Raw genomic sequence first — 22,371 nt, 5'->3', positions numbered from 1 at the left:
AATTTAATTTATAATTTTATAATTTCTACTATCACCTTCAATCCTCTGGTCGATTCTTTTCGCTTAAAATGGTTTACAAAAAAAAGAAGAGTGCCGAAGCACCCTTCCTTTATCACAACAAGCTATGCGCTTTTTCTTATTGAATGTCTGCCCATTTCCAGTCTGCGAAACCGAGACCGTCGAGTACTACACCTTTTACTTTGTCTTTTTTCACATAAGAATGTGTGTAGTAGTAGATTGGAGCTGCTGGCATTTCGTCCATGAAAATAGCTTCTGCTTGTGCCAGGATTTGTTTGCGTTTTTCTGGGTCCTTTTCCAGAGCAGATTGGTTCAGCAGCTCTTTGTACTTCGGATTTTCCCATTTCGTGTCGTTGTTGCCGCCATCTTTGTCCTTGAACAGGTCCAAGAACGTGTATGGATCGTTGTAGTCACCAGTCCAGCTGGAACGTGCGATTTGGAATTTACCTTGGTTCACATCTTCCAAGAATACTTTCCATTCCTTGTTCTCCAGCTTAACATCTACGCCGAGTGCTTTTTTCCATTGGTCTTGGATCGCTTCGGCAATTTTCTTGTGACCTTCAGACGTGTTGAAGGAAAGAGTCAGGGTAGGCATTTTGGTAATGCCTTCTTCCTTCATACCTTCTTCCAGCAATTTTTTCGCTGCTTCTACATCGCCGTCTTTGAAGTAAGGGCTTGTTGCCACTGCCATTGTTGGCGGGATCAGACCCATAGCTGGCTCTTGGTTTGCTTGCGTGATGTTGTCGATGATCGATTTACGATCGATAGCATAAGCAAACGCCTTACGGATTTTCGCGTTGTTGAACGGCGGAACTTCCGTATTGAATTTGTACAAGTACGTACCCGCGATCGGGCGTGTTTGCATTTGACCGGATTCTTTCAATGCAGGAATCGCATCGGTAGGAAGTGCGCTCAGAGGCGCTCCGGACCAATCCAAATCGTCATTGTCGAACATGGACAGCTCAGTATTTGCATCTTCAACCATGGAGAAGTTGAGCTTGTCGAGTTTTACAGCGTCTTTATCCCAGTAGGTATCGCTCTTCACGAGAACCAATTTGCTCTTATGTTCCCATGTTTCCATTTTGAATGGACCGTTACCCACGTGAGTTTTTGCTTCGCCTGCCCATTTATCGCTGCCTTCCACTACTTTTTGGTTAACTGGGTAGTACGTATAGAACGCAGTCAGCTCCAAGAAGAATGGTGTTGGGTTCTTCAAAGTTACGACGAGTGTTTTATCGTCTTTCGCTTTTACGCCAACATCATCAGCTTTTGCTTTACCCTTGTTGTATTCTTCTGCATTTTTCAGGTAATACAATTGGTAGGAGTAGTTAGATGCTGTCTTCGGATTGAGCGCTCGCTTCCAAGCGAATTCAAAATCCTTTGCAGTAACTGGATCTCCATTGCTCCATTTGCTGTCACGCAGGGTGAATGTATAAGTAAGGCCATCTTCGGATACGTCAATTTTTTCTGCTACAGATGGATGTGGTTTGCCATCTTCGCCAATACGAGTGAGACCATCAAATGTTGCACGCAGAACCGCACTGGAAGTAGAATCCTCAGCCAATGCAGGGTCAGCAGTTGGTGGCTCGGACATCATGTTCATTCTCAATTCTTTAGGACCACTTGTTTGCTCACCAGCAGGTTTGTTACCTTGCTCGCCTGCTTTCTCGCCGCCGCCACAGCCTGCCAGCGCCGCACTCAGAACCAGAATAGAACTCATTGCTGCAAAAACGCTTTTTTTCACGGTGTTGACCCCCTCTTTTTCTATCGGTAAAGATTCCTTGAAAGCTACTCCACAAATATACTGCATTTTTAGTAATATTGAAGACATTTTAAGTAAAATTAATTATGTTTTATGGAAACATCAAATTCTATTAAAGGAAATAAAAATGGTAGTTTCATCATGATGAAGTATGCCTCGTACATAAAAAATTATGCAGCAAGAAAACAACCCCTCCAGCCAGAAGGCGAAGGGGTTCACTATGATTAAATTTGTGCTCGTCGATACTCGTTTGGCGCTACACCGACGATTGCTCGAAAATCTCGAATGAAGTGAGAGTGATCGTAGTAGCCTAGAGAGGTAGACAGATCCAGCCAATCTTGGACCGTTCCTTGATCAATCTGCTCGGCTGCTTCATGCAATCTGTATCGTTGGATAACCGACTTCGGGCTAACCCCTACATAACGGTCAAACAAGCGCTGCATCGTCCTCATGTTCATACCGGTCAACTGTACCGCATCCTCGACCCTGAGTACGGATCGGTCTGCCTGGATCATCCTGACGATTTCACTGATGCGCGCTACATTCGGGTCAGGCTTTGGCAAATGTTCGAATAGAAAGGCTTCTACCCTTTTCCTCATTTGCTCATCATCTGGCAGGCTTAGCACTTCTTTCTCAAGCGGGTCGGTGGCAACACCAAATACGGCTTCCAGACTCGTAGAAGTTCCGCTCAGCTTTGATATCGGAGCATTCAGAAACGGATAAAAACCTCCGGGCCTGAATTTTACTCCGAACACCTGACCTTGTCCCTCTAAAAGATGCGAGGAAGTCGTGCGGGCTACACCAAAAATACCAGTCGCTCCTTTTTCAAACACCAGATTCACATTGGGATGAGCCAGTACGGTTTGCAAGTAAGGAAGTTCCTTACGCAAATCCCACCGGACGACCCAGTAATGCTGCACGAAGTAGCTGATTTCAGCAGATGGCTCGTATCTGGCCAGCGAAAATTTTTTCTGTCCAATCATGGCATGCAGTACACCCTTTGGGAACTTGGCAGTCTGATTTTCCAAGGTGCGCCTCCTGTCGTGTTTTTACAATACACACTACCGATTTCTTCTTATAGTAAGAGTAGTAGTTGGGAGACTTGATTACAATTCCCAAATGAAAAAATCAGGGGGTAAAACGATGGATCTTCGCTTCGATTTCTACATTGGTGCTACGCCAGAGCAGGTCTGGCATGTCCTTACTTCCGATGAAGGCGTAAAGAGTACTTTCTTTGGCTGTACGATCCGTTCAACTTTTCAAGTAGGCGATGAGATGGCCTACGTTGGTCCGGGAAAAGCCGGTGACGACACGGTGCATGTATACGGGAAAATCTTGCAGTTTGAACCTCATCACATTTTCAGTTTCACTGAACATCCTGGTCCTGCCTATTACGAGAATCATGCGGAATTGCAGACTCGCGTCACCATTACCTTAGAGCCGGTTGGCGGCTGCACCAAACTGACACTGATTCAGGATCAATGGACAAAAGACCATCCCTCCCACGCAAGTGCCAGCAGCAATTGGCCAATGATGCTCTCGTCGATCAAGACGTACGCTGAGACAGGCAAGACACTTGATTTTGGCTACTAATACAAAAGAATCCCGAGTCCAGCAATTTCGTTGGCCTCGGGATTTTTGTTCTATTCGTTACTCTGTCATCTCTGCCCACTTCAGGTCGATAAATCCGAGTCCATCCACTTGAACGCCTTTCACCTTGTCACTTTGCACCCACACATCCACATCCGTGAACAGCGGGATTAACGGCATGGCATCCATAAAGATTTGTTCAGCCTCTGCAAATAGTTGCTTGCGTTTCTCTGGGTCAATTTCAACCGATGACTGTTTCAGCAGCTCTTGGTAGCAGGGATCTTCCCAGCCCGTGTCGTTGTTGCCTGTTTTACCATCCCGGAACATTTCCAGGTAGTTCATTGGATCATTAAAGTCTGCATTCCAACCGATACGGCCCATCTCGTAATTGAGTTCGTGCATATCCTGCAAATGAACGGCGGACTCTTTCACCATGATCTTTATATCAATGCCGAGCTTTTGTTTCCATTGGTCCTGAATCGCTTCGGCAATTTTCTTATGTCTATCGCTTGGATTGTAAGACAAGGTGATCGGAGGCAGCGTTGTCATGTTTAGCTCCCTCATGCCTTCTTCCAGCAGCTTTTTCGCTGTTTCTACATCATTATCCTTGAAGTATCCGTCTTTTTTGATAATCATGGATTGCGGCAGCATCCCCATCGTTGGCACCTGTCCGACTTGTGTGATGTTATCTACGATGGTTTGACGATCTACCGAGTATGCCAGTGCTTTACGAATTTTCACATTGCTGAGCGGCCCTTTTGTCGTATTCATCTTGTACCAATACATCGTTGCTTTTGGATGAACAACGAGTTTGCCCGACTCTTTTAGTGACGGAATCGCATCGGTGGGAAGTCCACCGAGTGGCTGGCCTGCCCAATCCAGCTCACCGTTCTCGAACATGGACAGGGCTGTATTATCGTCCTCGATCATCGCAAACTCAATGCGATCGAGCTTTACTACGTCTTTATCCCAGTAGTGCTCATTCTTTTCAAGCACGATCTTGCTCTTGTGCTCCCACGCTGTCATCTTAAATGGACCGTTGCTTACGTGCGTCGCCGCTTCGTTTGCCCATTTCGGATTGGCCTCCACTACTTTTTGGTTAACCGGGTAGTATGTGTAGAAAGCCGTCAGCTCCAGGAAGTAAGGCGTTGGATTCTCCAGCGTGACTTCCAGTGTTTTGTCATCGAGAGCCTTTGCACCGAGTTCGTCGGGTTTCATCTTGCCTTCGTGAATTGGCTTTGCATTTTTAATGTAGTACAGCTGATAGGCATACTCGGCACCAAATGTCTTGCCGAGTGCACGCTTCCATGCATACACGAAGTCATGGGCAGTGACTGGATCTCCATTGCTCCACTTGGATTCGCGAAGCGTGAACGTATACACCAGTTTGTCATCCGAGAGCTTCACATCGGATGCTACTGAGTTCACTGGCTTAGCATTTGCATCGAAACGCGTCAAGCCATCAAAAGTAGCACGGATGATCGCTCCCGAAGTGGCATCCTTCGCAAGACCGGGGTCCGCTGTCGAAGGCTCACTCACAATGTTCGCCCGAAATACCTGCGGCCTTGCATTTGCAGGCTTTTCAGCTGATGCTGCGGTTCCCTCAGCCGGAGGGGTTGTCGTTGATGGCTGCGTACTCGTCGAACATCCAGCTAACATGCTTCCGGCGACCAGCATCGCGCCAAGAAACAACTTGAGATTTCTATTCATCAGAAAATTCCCCCTTATCTATATTTTCCCACTTCAAACACAATATACTCGACGGGAAATAAGTTGAAAACGGGGACGAGATAGATTTAACTAAATTTTATAAAAATTCACTATATTATTAATAAAAATGAAACCCAACCAGCTTTGGAGGCCAGTTGGGTTTCTTTGATTGATCAATTATTTCTTCATTAGAACGCTGGAATAATCGCGCCTTTGTATTCATCTTCAATGAACTTTTTCACTTCAGGTGAGTTCAGTTCTTTTGCCAGCTTTTGAATGGCTTCGGAATCCTTGTTGTCAGGACGAGCTACCAAGAAGTTTGCGTATGGAGAATCTTTATCTTCAATAAACAGAGCGTCTTTCGTTGGAACAAGCTTTGCTTCCAGCGCGTAGTTCGTATTGATCAACGCCAGATCTACTTCTTCCAGAACGCGCGGCAGCATTGCTGCTTCTACTTCTTTGAATTTCAGGTTTTTCTTGTTCTCAACAACGTCTTTCACTGTACCGCTGATGCCAGCGCCTTCTTTCAGTTTGATCACGCCGTTTTTCTCCAAGAGTGCGAGTGCGCGACCGCTGTTTGTTGGGTCGTTTGGCAGCGCGATTGTTGCGCCATCAGCTAATTCATCTACCGATTTTATTTTTTTGCTGTAAGCGCCGAATGGCTCAATGTGTACAGCCACTACTGGCACCAGGTTCATGTTTTGTCCTTTATTGAAATCTTCCAGGTAAGGCTTGTGCTGGAAGAAGTTTGCGTCGAGTTGTTTTTCGTTCACTTGAACGTTAGGCTGTACGTAATCAGTGAACTCTTGGACTTCCAAGTTCACGCCTTGTTCTTTCAGTTTTGGTTGAATAAATTTCAAGATTGCTGCATGTGGAACGGGAGAAGCGCCTACCTTCAATGTTACTTCCTTTTGTCCGCCTTGTGCGCCGCCTTCAGCTGGAGCAGGTGCTGTTTCCGTTTTGCCTCCGCAAGCTGCCAAAGAAAATGCCAATACAGTAGAAAGTACAGATACGACTAGCTTTTTCATGAATGATTTCCCCCTTGCATGTATTTCATCTTATTTTTTGAAAATCTATATGGAAAGATCCTATTTGCGGCTGAATTTCAGAACCAGACGGTCCCCCAGCGATTGTAAGATCTGTACCATCACCAGCAAAATAACAACAGTCACAATCATGACATCGGTTTGGAAACGCTGATAACCGTATCGGATCGCCAAGTCACCCAAACCACCGCCGCCAATTACCCCAGACATTGCCGTGTAGGAGACCAGTGTTACCGTCGTGATCGTAATACCTGCGATCAGACCTGACCTAGACTCTGGCAAAAGGACATTCCAGACGATCTGCCAATTGGAAGCACCCATAGATTGTGCGGCCTCGATCACGCCTTTATCAATCTCACGCAGAGAGGTTTCCACCAAACGTGCGAAAAATGGAGCGGCCCCAAACACGAGCGGCGGAATGGCACCCAGTACACCGAGTGAGGTTCCTACGAGCATTTTCGTCACAGGAATCAGCAAGATCATCAAAATGATAAATGGTACCGAGCGCAATACGTTGACAACGAATGATGCGATCGTATAAAAAGTGCGGTTTTGCAAAAGCTGTCCGCGAGAAGTCAAAAACAGAATGATGCCCAACGGCAAACCAATCAGGACGGTAAACAGGGTGGAAAAGCCAAGCATCGTGAGCGTGTCCATCGTACCTTCGCCGATTTCAGCCCAATCCACATTTTCGAATGTCCAGTCCATTTATATCACCTCTACTTCCAAGCCACGTTGGCGCAGCGTCTCGATGGTCTTTTGATTCTGTGCGACATCGCCTTCCAGCTCGATCACCAACTGACCATACGGCGTATCTTTCATGCGGGAGATTGTTCCCTGCAAAATACTGAACACTGTACCGGTCTCTTGCATCGTTTGGAACAGGATCGGCTGGTACGTTTTTTCTCCGAGGAAGGTGACACGAGCAATCGTGCGGTTCCCCGAGGCTTTTTCGTGCTCGACTGCTTCGCGCAGCTCTGTAGAATCTGCTACTTGTTCCACGAATTCTTGTGTCGTTGGATGCTTCGGACGAAGGAATACATCCAGTACGTTACCCGACTCGACGATCTTTCCTCCATCAATCACGCCGACACGATCACAAATAGAGCGAATGACGTGCATCTCGTGAGTAATCAACACTATGGTCAAGCCCAGCTTGCGGTTAATGTCCAAGAGCAGTCCCAGAATGGAGTTCGTCGTCTGCGGATCGAGAGCCGATGTAGCTTCGTCGCAGAGCAGCACTTTTGGATCATTCGCGAGCGCACGGGCGATCCCGACACGTTGCTTCTGTCCGCCAGACAGCTGGGACGGATATTTGTCCTTATGTGCCTCCAAGCCCACCAGCTTCAGCAGTTCGTTTACTTTCTTATCAATCTCTGCCTTTGGACGCTTTGCCAGCTTGAGCGGAAAAGCGACATTTTCGCCGACTGTCGAAGAAGACAGCAAGTTGAAGTGCTGAAAAATCATGCCGATTGAGCGGCGCTTTTCTTGCAGCTTCCCTTCATCCAGCTTTGTCAAATCGACGCCGTCCACAATAACTTCCCCTGAAGTTGGGCGCTCTAGCAAATTGATGCATCGGATCAATGTACTTTTCCCGGCACCCGAATGTCCAATGATCCCGTAAATTTCGCCTTGCTCTATGGAAAGGTCGATCCCCGTTAACGCTGGGATGGTTTTACCTTGAACTTGATAGCTTTTATGCAAATGACGCAGTTGGATCAACGCATCCACCTCCCGACCATAATCTTGATAAAAATATGAAAACCCCTTTTTCATAAACGAAAAAGGGGCTGCAACGCAATGTATACGTTCGCATCCACCCTTCTCATCTACACAAGATCCAAACAATCCTGTAGGAATTGGCACCGCGACGTTCATTCGAAAATGAACCGGCTGCCGGGCTTCATAGGGCCTGTCCCTCCGCCTCTCTTGATAAGAAAGATATCTACGTATATTATGTTCGTTTTTTCTATTTCTTGATGATACAAAACGGATTATATCCTTTTTGAAAATATCACGTCAATAGTAATAGCAGGAAAAAGTTTTTTAATCCATGACGCCGTTGCGTATTATGGTCGACTTTACGTGAAAGTGAAATGTCGCATCTTTGAACATCTTTCTCCATTCGGCCTGCGTCATATTTGCCTTCCCTCTTCTATTTGAACGATACACGATCCCGAACCCAGCTGGATCGACATTGAGGTCCTGCAATTTGTGGACTACTTTCTGCAGTTCTTTTCCGAGCTCTTCTTCCAGTGCATGTTCCATGATTTTCATCAACCTTGCATTCTCTAGCTTCAGCGGGAGGGTTAATTCCAAAATCCGCGCATTTAATCGGATGTAAATATCAAAGATCGGGGGAGATACTTGGGTCAGCTCGATTTTTGAATGGCTGGAAATCGTATCAAAGACAAGCTGCACACGATCATTTTTACTTCCGTGATTCTTGTGCACCTCGCCAAAAATATGAGCAGGGACAGAAGTATCGTAGCTCCCAATCCTGAATTTCCCATGCATGAGCTTGATTAAAAAGGCTTCCTTTGGTGTGATCCACCCTACATAACGGTCCCCTTGAAATAATGCGATACCCTTGATTTGCAGCTCATTTCCCTTTTTTGCAATAAACGGCATGATCGGGTCGATTCCTTTGTCATAATAAGCTCGAAAAAACTCATGCATGGTGGAAGACGGAATTTTTTCCCCTTCAATATTTTGCTCAATCATACGGTATAGATAGATTCCGATATTCCCTGCTTCAGAATAGGGATACGTTAACATATCATATGTTTCGCCTTCGAATAGGCAAAGATAAACCCTGCTGGAAATAGAGGAATCCCGATACAACGTGTCAATGATACTGCCAAGTCCACGTTTCGCCAATTTTTCACTGTAGAGTGCGACACGAATTTGCCCACCCAATACTCTTTTATCTGATTGTAAATTGATCCGATCCCGAATTCCCTTGCTGGTTTCACCGGTGGCTGAAAAAACTTGTATCTTTTCTTTCGCCTCCGGATTAATGGAGGGCATGATTGCTGTCCCCCGAATGTTTCCATCCTTTAACAGATCATAGCCGACAGACGTGGCAAGTCCTGTCTCATCAAAAATTTGCCGATCTGAACAGCCTGCCAGAACAAGGACACATGAACACCACAAGGCAAAAAGACGCTTGGGCAGCATCAGGCACTCTCTCCTTTGCTGGTTGGTTTCGCCCTTTGCTTTCGTTGCTTCAGCCAGACCATCAGATACAAAAAATAGGGGTACACGTATATAATGTACAGGGTTATATGCGAGTAAATATTCGTGATCCGACTCATCTCCTGCCTGGAAAGCAGCGACAAGGAGGCTACATAAATCACGGGTATAATCCAATACAATGAATGACGTAGATTGAATCCGAACAAGCGCTTGAGACCTCGGGCAGAAGCCCACAAATACAGCATGATATTCGGCAAGATCACGAGAAGCCATAACGAAATGACAACCAGCTCAAACCTTTCCAGAATAGGGAGGTACACCATCTTTTGCATATTGAGTGTCGCCCAGATCGTTCTCATGAGCTGACCCTGACTAAAAAAGACCAGCGCCACAATCATGACTAGCAAATAGATCAGATACGTCACCAGCACCCCCAACTGTACACTTTTTGGTACCCTCTCTTTATTTTGTACATATGGATAGGCAACGTAGAGGATCTCAAAGCCGGCACTGGTCAAAGACATGGCAATCATTCCATTGAAAAGGTTCTCCAGGCTGGTGTCCATGACGGGAAACAAATATTCCCACCTGGCAAATTTCAAGGGGAAATATAACTCAAATATCATCCATATCGTGACCATAAAGGAGAACAATGCATAGCCTGCGATGACTCTTATCCCCCCTACGACTGTGTAAAACGCTAGAAACAGGATGATTCCTGACAGAACCCACGTAGGTAAATTCGGAAACATCCAGGTTTGGACAACTTCAATGTAGGTGCGTAAAATGACTCCAGCCGACACAAAAAAATAGGTCAAATAAATGATGCTAATGACTGTTCCCAGCCACTTTCCAAACACATCTTCCTGAATTCCGTAAATATCGGCTGAGGGGTATTTTTGCAAGGTCTTGTTAATGGTCATCACCGTAAGATGAGTAAACAAGGCAGCGAGTACGACAGATATCCAAGCATCGTGCCCCGCTTCCTTGGCAATGATTCGTTGGAAGCCCAAAATGCCCATCCCTAACTGCGTGCCATGCACAAGAACCCCTGCAAGAAATGCCGTTATCGTATTGTCCTTGCTTACATCGATGTTGATCTTCATAGCCGCCTCGCTCACTCGTCAATGTCTTTCTTCTCTTTGGCTCTATCCCTGTCAAAGCGTGATATTCGTTTTGGGTTAAAAAACTTGAGCCGTTCCGAAAGGGAGGATAAGGGAGCGCGTATAAAGCCATCCTTCCAATCTGAAAATCGCACGGGATAAATCGGGTACATATAAGGACGGCCCAGACTGGTCTGGCGAAGCAAATGACTGGCTAAAAAACTAAATCCGACCACAATGCCTAATGCACCCAGCACACCTGCCAGCAAAATCATCGGAAAACGAACCACCCGGATTGTAGAACCGATCATATAGCTAGGCGCGATAAAGGATGACAAAGCTCCAAGGGCAACGATAATAATCAAAATATTGCTGGTGAATCCGGCCTGAACGATAGCTTGTCCGATAACAATACCGCCTACAATACCAATCGTCTGACCGACCTTGGTCGGGAGCCTCGCTCCCGCTTCCCGCAAAAGTTCAATGATCAGCTCCATCAAGATGGCCTCCCACAGTGGTGGAAACGGTACCCGAGAGCGCGATTGCGCGAGAGAAAGCAACAGATCAGCTGGAATCATCTCGTAATGATAGGTCAGCGCAGCCACGTAGATCGGGGTCAGGATCAGGGACAAAATCATGGCAAAGATTCGCATGAACCTGTTAAAAGTAGCGAGACTCCAGCGCAAGTAATAGTCATCTGGCGACTGAAAAAATTGCAATAGGGTGGTGGGGCCGAGTAAAGCAAACGGGCTCCCCTCCACGAGTATGGCAATCTGCCCTTGTCGCAAACCGTGTACGACTCGGTCTGGACGCTCTGTTTGTTGAAGAGTAGGAAATAATGATTTCTCATTGTCTGCGATATGCTGAGCCAGTATGGTAGAATCCAGACTGGTGTCCAATTCCAGATGATTAATCCGTTGACGCACCGTATTCACATTTTCCTCATCTACCGTCCCACTCATATACAGCATCGACACATTCATCGGTATGGTTTTCCCCACTCTCAATCGTTCATGGAACAATCTAGGGGTAGACATATATTTGCGAATGATGCAGATGTTCACATTCAGTTCTTCTACAAAGGCGATCTGTGGGCCGAGTACAACGGTTTCGATTTCTGGTGCTTGAATGTTTCTGCCAACTGAGCCATCACTGGGGAACGCCAAGCCATAGGACGATTCCTCCACTTGAATGACAATATGACCGCTGAGTAAACGCTCAATGGCTTCCCCTTCATCGAAGACTCGGCTGCTGCTAGACGCTCCTAGGTGCTGAGCAATCACTTCAATCCCGCTTTCCTCCAAACAAATCTCGCGTAGCTTCGGGATGAGCTCACTGTAAACAACTTTGGCATCCGCCATGGTCGATAAAAAGAAAAGTAGCACGCGGCCCTCAGGCTCATCAATATGTTCAGTGACCAAGTCGCTAGTATGTGAAAACCAATTGCGCGCACTCTCTCGATCCATCGACACTGTCACCTCAGTACTTAGAAAATCATGGTTAGTCTTTCCTAAAAAATACAAAAAAAACAGCACGCTTAGTTTTGCGTGCTGCTTTTCTTTTCTCCCACGGTTTGATCCGTTGCTTCTGTAGGAGGAGCGATTTTTTCCTGGATAAACGACTGAACCTGATCGACATCCGGAACCAGAACTGAACCTGCGCGGTGCGATTCGCGGAACATCCCCATTGGCGGCAACTGATAGTTACCTGGCTCTAACGTATTCAATTTTAATCCGAGTGCAGACAGCTTGAGCATGTCCACCGAGCTAATATTGGTTTGAACATACGGTGTTACTTCCTTCAAAATGGTAGGAAGCTGCATCAACGTCGTACCATTTTTCATCTGATCTACGACTGCCGTCATTAATTTCCGCTGACGCTCGGTCCGTGTATAATCGGAGGTCGCATCATGGCGGAAACGGACATACTGCAATGCTTTGTCTCCATCCAGCTTTTGCAGACCTTTTTTCAGATTAATATCGTAGACACCCTTGTCAGTCGGGTCATGATAGTACATGTTTTTTTCTACATCGATCTCGACTCCGCCTACTGCATCAATCAGAGCCTTGAAGCCTTCAAAGTCAGTAATCACGTAACGATCTACCGGAAGTCCAGTGAACTGGCTAACCGTTTCCATTGCCAGCTCAGGTCCGCCTTCTACAATCGCAGAGTTGATCCGCGAGCTACCTTTACCAGGAATATCTACATACGTATCACGCAGGATTGAAAACATATCATAACGTTTCCCCATAGGATCGATGCTGACCAGCATCATGGAGTCAGAACGAGGAAGCCCGTTATTTTTCATTCCTCTGCGGTCTACTCCCATCAGCAGGATGTTGACACGTTCCTTGCCATCCCACTCTGGTATTTCTGCTGCTTTGGTTGGATTCCCACCACTAGGCGGTGCGATATTGGGCTCTTGAATATTTTGAGTAAATTGATAAAAAGAGTATCCGTAATATCCAGCTGTCGCAGCCATCACGACAAGCAAAAGAAGCAACACTCGTTTCCATATTTTCATAAAGTCCACCTTTATTCTCTCTATCCTCAGTTGATGTCATCTCTCCACTTTGATTAGTATACTCGAATTTGCGGAAAGTGGAGCAGCCTTTATTTGGGTACCTGCGACATTATAAACATTTTAATTTACAAAGTTTAGAATATTGACTATACTATTCTTATCCTTAATGGTAAGGGGTGCATTCGCGTGATATCACCGTCCGCTTTCCTCAATCGCTATCCACGTGAGGCCATTTTCTTCCTCATCGCCAGCTTTATTAACTCCTCCGGGAGCGCTTTTATGTGGCCGCTTACTACCTTATACGTACATACCATTTTGCAACGCTCCATGACAGAAGCCGGATTCGTCTTGATGATCCAATCTCTGGCTGGAATCTTCGGCCAATTCATCGGCGGATCGTTGTTTCATCGACTCGGTGCCAAACGTCTTATTGTCGGAGCATTGATTATTCAAGGACTTATTCAGTTTTCCATTCCTTTCGTTCAGAGCTGGCCTGTCTACCTGATTCTTATGATGGGGCTTGGTTTTACCTTCAACCTGTCATTCCCGGCTATTCAAGCATTTATCGGTTTTCGCTGGAAAGAGCAGCGTCGCGAATTATTTAACATCGTCTACGTCGGCAATAATTTGGGGATGGCAATCGGAACCGCGTTGGCTGGCGTCATTGCCACTTTATCCTTCCAGCTTACTTTTTGGTTCAACAGCACGAGCACCTTATTGTTTGCCTTGTTCTTCTTCCTTTTTATGAAGAATATATCCCATCAGGAGCTGGTCGGGGAAAACCAAGAAGAACAACAAAAGCACCGCGTGAAGAACAACTTTACCCTGCTATTCCGCTACCAATTGTACTTGTTTATGGCCCTGGGCGCAGCATTGATTTTCTTTTCCAATACGGTATGGAATACAGGTGTCGCTCCTTATATTACCGAACAAGGCATGCCGCTGTCTTCGTATAGCTGGCTGTGGACCATCAACGGGATTATCATTTTTGCCGGGCAGCCCATCACTTCCTGGATCAAGCGGCTGTTGAATCAGAGCTTGTCTGCCCAACTCGTCGTCAGTGCCATCGCGTATGCTGTCGGTTTTGGGTGTATGCTGGCTTACCACGGTAGTTATTACGCATTTGTTGTCGGAATGGTTATCACTACATTTGGAGAAATGCTCATCTCGCCTACTATCCCTACTTTTATATCGGAAAAAACCGGAGAGAATGCACCCTTTTATTTGGGGGTCGTAGGGGCGATTACAACTGGTGGAAGGCTCTTGGGGCCGCTGGCTATGGGGTTCATGTATGACCATGGCGGAATTCATCCAGCTCTGTTCTTGGCAACACTTGTCTCTGCGGGTTCGGTCCTGCTTTGCCTGTTACATGCTTATTTTCAACGGGAAAAACAAGCAGAGGTTGCTAAATACTGATTTCAATTGCAAAAAAGCCGCCCGATCCTTTTTCAGGAACTGGCGGCTTTTTGGTTACACTACTTCTTTTCTTCCTTAATGGATACTTCCCAATCTGCCTTATGCTCTTTGTACATCGCGTTGAAACCAACCGTCAGTTCCTTCACATCTGCATTTTCACTCCAAACCTTCAGTTGGCCTGTGATGTTCGATGTGCCGTCCTCATTGACTGTCTGGTCGAATAAGAAATTGCCCCCTTCATCATTCCCCTTATCATCGGACACCTTCCACTCGTATGGAACTCCGACAATATCTTTGGCAAACTTGCCCTCTACTTCAATTGTGTAAACCGTAATATCATCTTCCATTTCCTTCTTCACGGATTTAAAAGTAAATTCATTTCCGTCACTTTTTACAGTGATCGGTTTCTTTTTCAGTTCAGCCAATGGCAGCTTTGTCTGGAGCGTTGACTTTTCTGCTGTATAGACTGCATCGAGCTTCAGTGTCAGGTTCTTGGCCGGGTCTATTGGCATGTACGAATGAACCCAACTCGTCAATGGTTCCCTTCTAGTATAGTCCATGTGCGAGTAACTCCCCGCGCCATAACTCTCGGCTATCATAACGAGATTGTCATCCCTTTCATCGTCGTGCATCATGTCATCCCATTTGCCCACTACGGTACCCGTTTCATCCACGAGCTCGTAACGAATGCCCTGTAGTTTTCTATCTGGCTTGCTGGTCGTAAACTTCAGCTCCGTACCAGTAGGGGCGAAGCGCGCTTCCTTTAACTCCACTGTGGTCCCGGTCGGAGTTTCTAACTGCTTGTTCACCGCTACTGTTTTCATGGCTGCTTTTGCTGGTCGCATATCAATCGGGATATCGAAATTCCACGTGCCTTTCGTATCTGTCAGGCGCTTCACGCGCATTTCCAAAATCAATTCGTCCGGCATTGGATTCGCTTCATTAAAGAAATCGTCCATATCGCTTTGGTAGCCGAAGGCGAAGTTTTCACCGTTCGGCAGCGGCAGCCAGGGCAGCAATTCCTGCGATTTATCATCTATTCTCGTGATTACTTTGCCATTTTTATCTTTCAGTCGAACTTCCCTGAATTCATTCAAATTGTCGCTTGAAATGAACGTGAACTGATCCTTCCAGAACGAAGGAAGTTTTTTGCCTGACGAGTCCTTCACAGAGCCCAGAACTATGATACGCAAGGGATCAGCTACAACCGCATTGATTTCCATGGTCAGCCCTTGGTCTGTCGCCTTCAAGTCAAGCGGCTGTACAAACCCGTTTTCTGCCGCTTTCAGTACGCCAATGTCCGTCTGCTTTTTATCAAACAGGTTGACTACTTGTTTCGCATTGTAAGGCCCTTTTGTTACCGTTATCTCACTCGGATTGATCGATGCATAGATCCCATTCATATAGCTCGCAAACGTAGGAGAAACTGCTGTTCCGAATGTGACTACCATAGCCAACCCTGCAACTGCAATCGTTGTTTTCTTCACAATATCCACACTCCGCTTTTTCCAATTTATTTGAACCGGTTGTTTTTGAACGGGTTTGAGCACGTTCATCGGGTATGCGGGGAGCTTTTCCATGACATTTTGGATTGTTGATCCCGTCTGCCATACATCTTCTGTTTCATCATCGGGTATATCCAGCTCATCCAAATATTGCTCAAACTTGATCTGGCACGCGCTGCATGTATCCAGATGCCGTTGTACGTCTTGTTTCACTCGCAAAGGAAGCTTGTCTTCCAAATACGCGTTCAGCATGAATGTATCCAAGCATGTCATAGGTAGAGGTCCCCTCCTTTCCCCGAATTCGTTATGGCATTTTTGAGCTTGGCCCTGCCTCTGGAAAGACGTGTTCGCACCGTACTGATGGGAACATCCAGCTCCTCGCTAATTTCTTCGTAGCTCAAAAATTGGAGGTAACGCAGTTCCAGGACGACGCGGTATTTGGACTCCAGGGTCATCATTCGATTTTGCAAAAAGGCCCTCTGCTCCTTAGCAAGGTACTCCATTTCAGGTGTTTGGCTGGTAGCCACTTCGATCTCTGCATCCGTAACCGCAATCGATCTTTTCCTGTTACGCAGTTCATCGAAGCAATAATTGGTGGCAATCCTGTAGAGCCAGGCACCAAATTCATAGCTTTTGCTGTAGTCACCCAAATGGTAATACACTTTGATAAAGATCTCCTGAGCCATGTCCTGCTCAAGATGCGGCTGTCCGATCATCTTGCGAATGAGCAATCTGACCCTTTTGTTATATTTTTGTATGATCTGAGAATACGCCTCTTTGTTCCCTTGGAGGACCTCCTCAATGATCAGCCTGTCGTCCTGCATCTGTCTTCCTCCCCATATCAAAACCTGTATCGAGGGCTACAGGTTCAAAAAGGTACGCTGCGCAGCTATCACCTTTTTGCTTGTACACCTTAATACGACGGAAAATGGTGGAAAAAGATCGCAACTTTTTTTGAAAAATATTTATGGAAGTCAAATAATCGATGAATAAAGTCTCCCATCGACAGGTACCAAAAAAGCTGCCGAGGGTATCTCGACAGCTAATGAAACAATGGCAATGATATTCAGTTGGTTCTTTTTCTCACGGGTGGGCAGGTAAGTGACTTTCCGTTGTCTTTCGGACCAAGACTGATGATGTACGGTACCGCTACATGGCTCCACTCTACCGGATTCGGTGCGGTGTCCACATCTTCTGGTGAGCATGAACGGAGCATAGAAGTATCGATACTGCCTCCTGGATCAAGCGTCACTGCCGCCATTCCCTCAGGCAATTCGGCTGCCAATGATTGCGTCAATCCTTCGATAGCGAACTTCGAAGCGCAGTACGGCGATAAAAACGCTTCCCCGTATCTTCCCCAATACGAGCTGATATTGACGACGACTCCTCCTTTTGCGCGCTGAACCATAAACGGTAAAAAGGCGCGAATCACATAGAAAACACCATTCACATTGATGTCCATTACTCTTGAAAACTCATTTGCTGCAAGCCCAATGACTGGACTGTTCCGGTTTATAATGGAAGCATTGTTAATCAACAGATCGGGAACTCCCACCGCGGCTTTGGTTTCCTCTGCCCACTTTTCCACTTGCTCCATGACCGAAACGTCGACAACAGAAAAATGATGCTGATCTCCGAATTGCTGGCGCAGTCTTTGCACCTCTTTTTCCGAACGACCGCAGCCTGCAACTGTCCAGCCTGCTTCGTGAAAACGCTCGACCATCTCTCTGCCCAACCCACGTGTCACGCCTGTAATCACTACCAGCTTATTCATTTTCTATCCTCCTTCATTATTATACTTATTAAACATTTTAGTATAGTAACAAAAGGAAATCAATTCCCAATAAATTTGAGTTAGGGCTGTAGTGTTGAGGAGGAAACAGGAGAAAACACTCAGCTTCTAGGGCCACCCCCTAGAGGATTGACTGCACGACTCCATGCAAAAAGCGAAACCGCGGCCAAAGTGGTCTCTTCAGGATGCATTTCAGAGGTAGCCGCTTAAAGGCGTGTTTCGCTTTTTGGAAAGAATGAAGAAATGTCCTCAGTAACGACAGAGAAGAATATTTCCAGGCGTAGCGACTTGTGGAGTCCTACCGAGCGGAGAAGGGATTCGCGGGCAACAGAAACGCAACCGTGCCCATACGGCGTAGCGGCTACCACTTTTGCGTTTCCCCGCGAATCCCTTCGGAGCGGACAGTCTTAACCCTCAGATGGACGGAGCCTGGAGCCTAGACTGGAAATATTCTTCTCTTCACTACAGCCCCATTTCAAACGATTACTAACACCAAGTCTGTCAAAAAAGACGCCCGTTACCGGGCGCCTCTTAAATGTTTCGCATTTCTTATTTGTAAGTGTCGTAAGCGTTGGTCAACAGGCCAGCGATTGTTGCCAGTTCGTTGTTCTCGATCTGATGACGCTCGATCATGGTCATGATTTTGCCGTCTTTCATGATCGCGAAGGAAGGGGAAGATGGAGCATAGCCTTCGAAATACTCACGAGCTTTTGCAGTTGCTTCCTTGTCTTGACCAGCGAATACAGTGAAGATGTTATCCGGCTTGGTAGTGTGGTTCAAGGAATGTACAACTGCTGGACGAGCGAGTCCTGCTGCGCAGCCACAAACCGAGTTCACGACAACCAGTGTCAGGCCTTTTGCATTTGGCAGTGCTTGCTCTACTTCTTCAGCAGTGCGAAGCTCTTGAAAACCGTTGCGAGTCAACTCATCGCGCATCGGTTGAATGACTTGGCTCATATATGCTTCATAAGACATCATTGGGCAACTCTCCTTTTTATCACGAAGTTCAACTTACTTATTATTATACCCCGACCGCGCCTACCCGAGAAAGCAGGAGCTACACTTCCATCAAAATGGTAAGAATCATTGGGTTACGGCCTGTTTTTTCATAAATGAACGGCTTGATCACTTCATTAATCTGTGACTTCAGCTCAGACCATTCCTTGATTTTCTTATCCAATGCTTCCTGTAGACGCCCACGAACAAGCTGTGTCGCTTCCTGAATCAAGGATTCTGAACCGCGTACGTATACGAAGCCGCGGCTCACGATATCTGGGCCCGTCAAAATTTTGAAGTTTTTCATATCCAAGCTGACAACCACGACCATCAAGCCATCCTCAGCCAAATGCTTGCGGTCGCGCAGGACGATATTGCCGACGTCGCCGATACCGCTGCCATCAATGAGGACAATCCCTGCTTGTACTTTACTGAGCCACGCTTTTTCGCGGTTGCAATTCAGCACTTCGCCGTTGTCCATAATAAAGATGTTGCTCTCCTCGATCCCAACCTGTTGGGCCAGCTTGGAGTGAGTCTTGAGCATCCGGTATTCCCCGTGGATCGGGATAAAATATTTCGGACGAATGAAGTTCAGCATGAGCTTCAACTCTTCGCTGCTGCCATGACCCGATGCGTGAATATCAAATTCGTGACTCAATACTACATTGGCACCTGCACGGTACAGCTTGTCTATCGTGCGGCTTACGTTGATCGTGTTTCCTGGAATCGGAGATGCAGAAATGATCACTGTATCTTCCGGATAAATGGAAACAGTGCGATGCGATCCGGATGCAATCCGGGTCAACGCTGCCATCGGCTCACCTTGACTGCCTGTGCAAATAATCAGCACTTGGTTGTCCGCGTAATTATCGATGTGCTTAATATCAATCAGCATGCCCTCTGGCATCTGAATATAGCCCAGCTCTTGACCAATCAAGAATACCTTTTCCATACTGCGGCCAATAACCGCTACTTTGCGATTGCACTGCTCTGCAGCATCTACCACTTGCTGCAGACGATGCACGTTGGAAGCGAAGGTAGCCAGAATGATGCGTCCACGCGCTTTGCGTACCACATCGAGAATCCCTTCCCCTACCGATCTCTCTGACATCGTAAATCCAGGACGCTCACTGTTCGTACTATCGGACAAAAGCGCCAAAACATCTCCGCTCGCACCAATGCGTGCAATTTTTCCGTACTCCGTTGTTTGTCCGACTGGTGTCATGTCAAACTTGAAGTCACCCGTGTGAATGACCATTCCCTCTGGTGTATGGAGCACAATTCCCAGAGAATCTGGAATACTGTGGTTCGTCCGGAAGAATGTCGCCTTCAGCTTCGCAAAAGGAATTTCCGTATCTTCCGAAATCGGAATCAGCTTCACTTCATTCTGCAAACGGTGCTCTTCCAGCTTCGCCTTGACCAAGCCCAGGGTCAGACGACCACCGTAAATCGGCACCTTGATTTGCCGTAAAATATAAGGAATCGCGCCAATGTGATCCTCATGTCCGTGCGTTAACAAAAGTGCTTTGATCTTATGCTGGTTGTCCACTAAATAGGAAACATCCGGGATAACCAGATCGATACCGAACATTTCGTTCTCGGGGAATTTCACCCCGCAGTCAATGATGATGATTTCGTCCTCATACTCGACGCAGTACATATTTTTTCCGATCTCGCCGAGGCCGCCCATCGCGAAAATCTTAACGTCGCTCAAACTCTTTCCTCCTAACATCGTCGTGCATGATTATGGGAATCCGAACCAAGCATGCCATTCTTATTATATCACAACGTAAGACGTTCGTTTCACCCAGTCTTGTCTATTCCACACATTCATCTTCGGTCAATAATCGAATACTGATACTCCAAATCGGTAACTCGTTCATCGGTAACGACACTAGCTCTCGCCCAGAAGTCGTGCTTCGCATAAGAATCGCCCGTCCATACCTCCGTAATTTCTCCTGAAGAGAGTTGTAGTGGTACGGCCTCGACTTCTTTTAATACGGCGCCGCTTTTGTTTTTCAATCGCAGCTTCAAATCGATCTCCAACGGCTGGTCAGACTGATTCCGTACCAGAATGAGGCTTGAATAAGGATACCCGGCACAATTTTTCGTACACTCTTGTCTGCTGTATACGAGGGCGAGGTCAATGGGCTTCTCATTGTCCATCTTCGCCTCTTTCCACTGGTCTTTTGCTTTTTGTACGATGATAACGTACTCCGCTTTCTTCAAAAAGGGACCCATCCCTAAAAAGGCAGCAGCAAAAAAGCTAAACAAACCAAAAGCTGTGCATAGAAAAACGAGGTTCATCTTCCAAAACTGTTTTCTCATCGTGATCAAAAAGCCAATATACAGGAGGATACAAACAAACACCAACAGGATACAAAAATAGAAAAATACCTCCAAGTCGGCCTCCGTGGGCAGCACCGGAATGCCATACTTCATTTGCCAATATACATTCGCGGCGAAGCAGCCCCCGTAAATCAATACCGCTGAAGCAATCGTGAGCCCCCATTTTTTCCAGAAAGGAGGCTTTTGGAAAATCGCCGCAAGAACCCCCACTAACACAGGAACGCCAAATAAGGGAATGAGCAAGTAATGCATCGAATACCTCCCGCACTTCATTGTCATTATTTTCTACGAATCATATTCCGAAAAGTCTTCAAAATACATGGCAAGCCATTTCGAAAAGGAGAGGGATCAGCAAGTGCAAACCACTCGTCGCCTATTTCGCTATCGGAACATGATGCCCCTTCTCTCTATCGTACTTTTCCTCTTCATCTTTCAGACGGTCCCTACCTACGCCCAGCCTTCCTATGCAAAATGGGGCAGACTCGCAATGCAGGAAACGATGAAGCGATATCCAAGCGCTCAAATTGTGGATTACCTGCATGTCGGACGAAAACAAAAAACGCCCACCACGTCGGAAGAGACGTTTAAGCTCTTGCTTCAAGAAAGCAATCGCAGGTGGGCGTTACTCGTTCATATTGAATTCGTGAATCAGACAGAAGAAGTCGTAAACATCTCCTATGAGGAGACCCGCTAGTCAGCGAGCTGTACCATCTCTTTCATCATGACATCCAGTTCCATGTTGGCTGCCATCCCGTACGCGCGACGCATGTTTCCATCTCCATCCACCAGGAACATGCGAGCCGTATGTGAATAAGAACCATCTGGCTCCTTAATGACCATCAGACCAAAATCCTTCGTCACTTTCTCTACAGCCTGAGCGTCCCCACGCAGGAACTTCCAGCCACTCTGATCTGCCTTGAACTTGGCTGCATACTCCTGCAAGACTTCCGGCGTATCGTTATCAGGGTCAAAAGAAATGGAAACAAACTCCACTTTGTCTCCGAACAGTCCCTTTTCCTTCAGCTGATCTTGCAGCTTGGCCATGTTGAACGTAGTCGCCGGACAAATATCCGGGCACTTGGTAAACATAAACTCTACCAATCGTACCTTGCCAGCACTTGAATGAAATGTGTAGGTTGTTCCGTCACTGTTGTCCAAGGTGAAGTCCGCGATCGGCTTCAACACTTCGATCTTCTCTTCTGTCATGTAATTATAACCAAATACTCCGATGATAGCCAAAAGGATAATACCAGCTAACACAGGAAACCAATGTTTTTTCATTGCAGATTCCTGCTGCAATTGTGCTCCTTCACTCACGGGTTGCTACCTCCCTGCTTGTCCCATGCGTGATGCCTCCTGATT

Annotated in this window: 20 protein-coding genes and 1 riboswitch; of the genes, 3 read left to right on the top strand and 17 right to left on the bottom strand. The window is 46.6% G+C overall.

All coding sequences use genetic code 11. The annotated features are described in order from the left end of the window. Nucleotides 1–136: 136 nt before the first annotated feature. Both KB186_RS19190 and KB186_RS19185 read right to left on the bottom strand, forming a co-directional pair. Nucleotides 137–1,762, bottom strand: coding sequence for a peptide ABC transporter substrate-binding protein (locus tag KB186_RS19190; protein WP_221866633.1), 1,626 nt, complete (start codon nt 1,760–1,762; stop codon nt 137–139). Between the two features lie 242 nt (nt 1,763–2,004). Then, a complete protein-coding gene (locus KB186_RS19185) occupies nt 2,005–2,808 on the bottom strand; it encodes a helix-turn-helix domain-containing protein (protein ID WP_221866634.1) in 804 nt (267 codons plus the stop codon). Nucleotides 2,809–2,923: 115 nt separating this feature from the next. Between KB186_RS19185 and KB186_RS19180 the strand changes: the two genes are divergently transcribed. Next, a complete protein-coding gene (locus KB186_RS19180; RefSeq protein WP_221866635.1) occupies nt 2,924–3,373 on the top strand; it encodes an SRPBCC family protein in 450 nt (149 codons plus the stop codon). 57 nt (nt 3,374–3,430) lie between these two features. On the opposite strand, the gene KB186_RS19175 is transcribed toward KB186_RS19180, so the two are convergent. From KB186_RS19175 to KB186_RS19140, 8 genes are all read right to left on the bottom strand, one after another. Further along, nucleotides 3,431–5,080, bottom strand: coding sequence for a peptide ABC transporter substrate-binding protein (locus tag KB186_RS19175; RefSeq protein ID WP_232774186.1), 1,650 nt, complete (start codon nt 5,078–5,080; stop codon nt 3,431–3,433). Nucleotides 5,081–5,268: 188 nt separating this feature from the next. Further along, the gene (locus KB186_RS19170) at nt 5,269–6,108 is read right to left on the bottom strand and encodes a MetQ/NlpA family ABC transporter substrate-binding protein (protein ID WP_221866636.1); all 840 of its coding nucleotides are present in this window, start codon (nt 6,106–6,108) and stop codon (nt 5,269–5,271) included. A 60-nt stretch (nt 6,109–6,168) separates the two neighbouring features. After that, nucleotides 6,169–6,834: a methionine ABC transporter permease gene (locus KB186_RS19165; RefSeq protein WP_173611904.1), complete on the bottom strand. Its 666-nt coding sequence runs from the start codon at nt 6,832–6,834 to the stop codon at nt 6,169–6,171. Continuing rightward, nucleotides 6,835–7,848, bottom strand: coding sequence for a methionine ABC transporter ATP-binding protein (locus KB186_RS19160; RefSeq protein WP_173611903.1), 1,014 nt, complete (start codon nt 7,846–7,848; stop codon nt 6,835–6,837). Nucleotides 7,849–7,948: 100 nt separating this feature from the next. Next, a riboswitch (SAM riboswitch) is annotated at nt 7,949–8,065 on the bottom strand. A 107-nt stretch (nt 8,066–8,172) separates the two neighbouring features. After that, nucleotides 8,173–9,306: a Ger(x)C family spore germination protein gene (locus tag KB186_RS19155; protein WP_232774185.1), complete on the bottom strand. Its 1,134-nt coding sequence runs from the start codon at nt 9,304–9,306 to the stop codon at nt 8,173–8,175. Next, the gene (locus KB186_RS19150) at nt 9,306–10,430 is read right to left on the bottom strand and encodes a GerAB/ArcD/ProY family transporter (RefSeq protein WP_221866638.1); all 1,125 of its coding nucleotides are present in this window, start codon (nt 10,428–10,430) and stop codon (nt 9,306–9,308) included. The genes KB186_RS19155 and KB186_RS19150 overlap by 1 nt, the downstream gene beginning before the upstream one ends. 11 nt (nt 10,431–10,441) lie before the next feature. Next, a complete protein-coding gene (locus KB186_RS19145; protein ID WP_221866639.1) occupies nt 10,442–11,893 on the bottom strand; it encodes a spore germination protein in 1,452 nt (483 codons plus the stop codon). Nucleotides 11,894–11,964: 71 nt separating this feature from the next. Continuing rightward, entirely contained in the window at nt 11,965–12,951 is a 987-nt protein-coding gene (locus KB186_RS19140) for an LCP family protein (protein WP_173611899.1), read from the bottom strand. A 186-nt stretch (nt 12,952–13,137) separates the two neighbouring features. Here KB186_RS19140 and KB186_RS19135 point away from each other — a divergent pair, with 186 nt between their 5' ends. Beyond that, a complete protein-coding gene (locus KB186_RS19135) occupies nt 13,138–14,367 on the top strand; it encodes an MFS transporter (protein ID WP_221866640.1) in 1,230 nt (409 codons plus the stop codon). A gap of 59 nt (nt 14,368–14,426) precedes the next feature. Here KB186_RS19135 and KB186_RS19130 read toward each other — a convergent pair whose 3' ends face one another. The 6 genes from KB186_RS19130 to KB186_RS19105 form a co-directional block, all read right to left on the bottom strand. Continuing rightward, entirely contained in the window at nt 14,427–16,145 is a 1,719-nt protein-coding gene (locus tag KB186_RS19130; RefSeq protein WP_232774184.1) for a DUF4179 domain-containing protein, read from the bottom strand. Further along, complete coding sequence (locus KB186_RS19125; protein ID WP_232774183.1) at nt 16,142–16,696, bottom strand: RNA polymerase sigma factor; 555 nt, start codon at nt 16,694–16,696, stop codon at nt 16,142–16,144. Before KB186_RS19125 ends, KB186_RS19130 begins: the two co-directional genes overlap by 4 nt. Before the next feature lie 242 nt (nt 16,697–16,938). Next, nucleotides 16,939–17,646, bottom strand: a complete 708-nt coding sequence (locus tag KB186_RS19120; RefSeq protein ID WP_232774182.1) for an SDR family oxidoreductase — start codon at nt 17,644–17,646, stop codon at nt 16,939–16,941. Nucleotides 17,647–18,213: 567 nt separating this feature from the next. Beyond that, nucleotides 18,214–18,642 carry a BrxA/BrxB family bacilliredoxin gene (locus tag KB186_RS19115; RefSeq protein ID WP_173611894.1) on the bottom strand — a complete coding sequence of 143 codons (429 nt, stop codon included), beginning with the start codon at nt 18,640–18,642 and terminating at the stop codon, nt 18,214–18,216. A 79-nt stretch (nt 18,643–18,721) separates the two neighbouring features. After that, entirely contained in the window at nt 18,722–20,392 is a 1,671-nt protein-coding gene (rnjA, locus tag KB186_RS19110) for a ribonuclease J1 (RefSeq protein WP_047073943.1), read from the bottom strand. Between the two features lie 98 nt (nt 20,393–20,490). Then, nucleotides 20,491–21,261 (bottom strand): hypothetical protein, encoded by a 771-nt coding sequence (locus KB186_RS19105; RefSeq protein ID WP_232774181.1) that lies wholly within the window; start codon nt 21,259–21,261, stop codon nt 20,491–20,493. Between the two features lie 103 nt (nt 21,262–21,364). On the opposite strand from KB186_RS19105, the gene KB186_RS19100 reads away from it, so the two are divergent. Beyond that, nucleotides 21,365–21,703 carry a YqzG/YhdC family protein gene (locus KB186_RS19100; RefSeq protein WP_221866645.1) on the top strand — a complete coding sequence of 113 codons (339 nt, stop codon included), beginning with the start codon at nt 21,365–21,367 and terminating at the stop codon, nt 21,701–21,703. Here the strand turns inward: KB186_RS19100 and KB186_RS19095 are convergent. Next, entirely contained in the window at nt 21,700–22,326 is a 627-nt protein-coding gene (locus KB186_RS19095; protein ID WP_232774180.1) for an SCO family protein, read from the bottom strand. The genes KB186_RS19100 and KB186_RS19095 overlap by 4 nt on opposite strands. Between the last annotated feature and the right edge of the window lie 45 nt (nt 22,327–22,371).

Source organism: Brevibacillus sp. AF8, from assembly GCF_021270385.1.
Taxonomy (GTDB): domain Bacteria; phylum Bacillota; class Bacilli; order Brevibacillales; family Brevibacillaceae; genus Brevibacillus.
The sequence above is the reverse complement of the archived record's forward strand: the minus strand, read 5'-3'. Positions and strand labels throughout refer to the sequence as shown.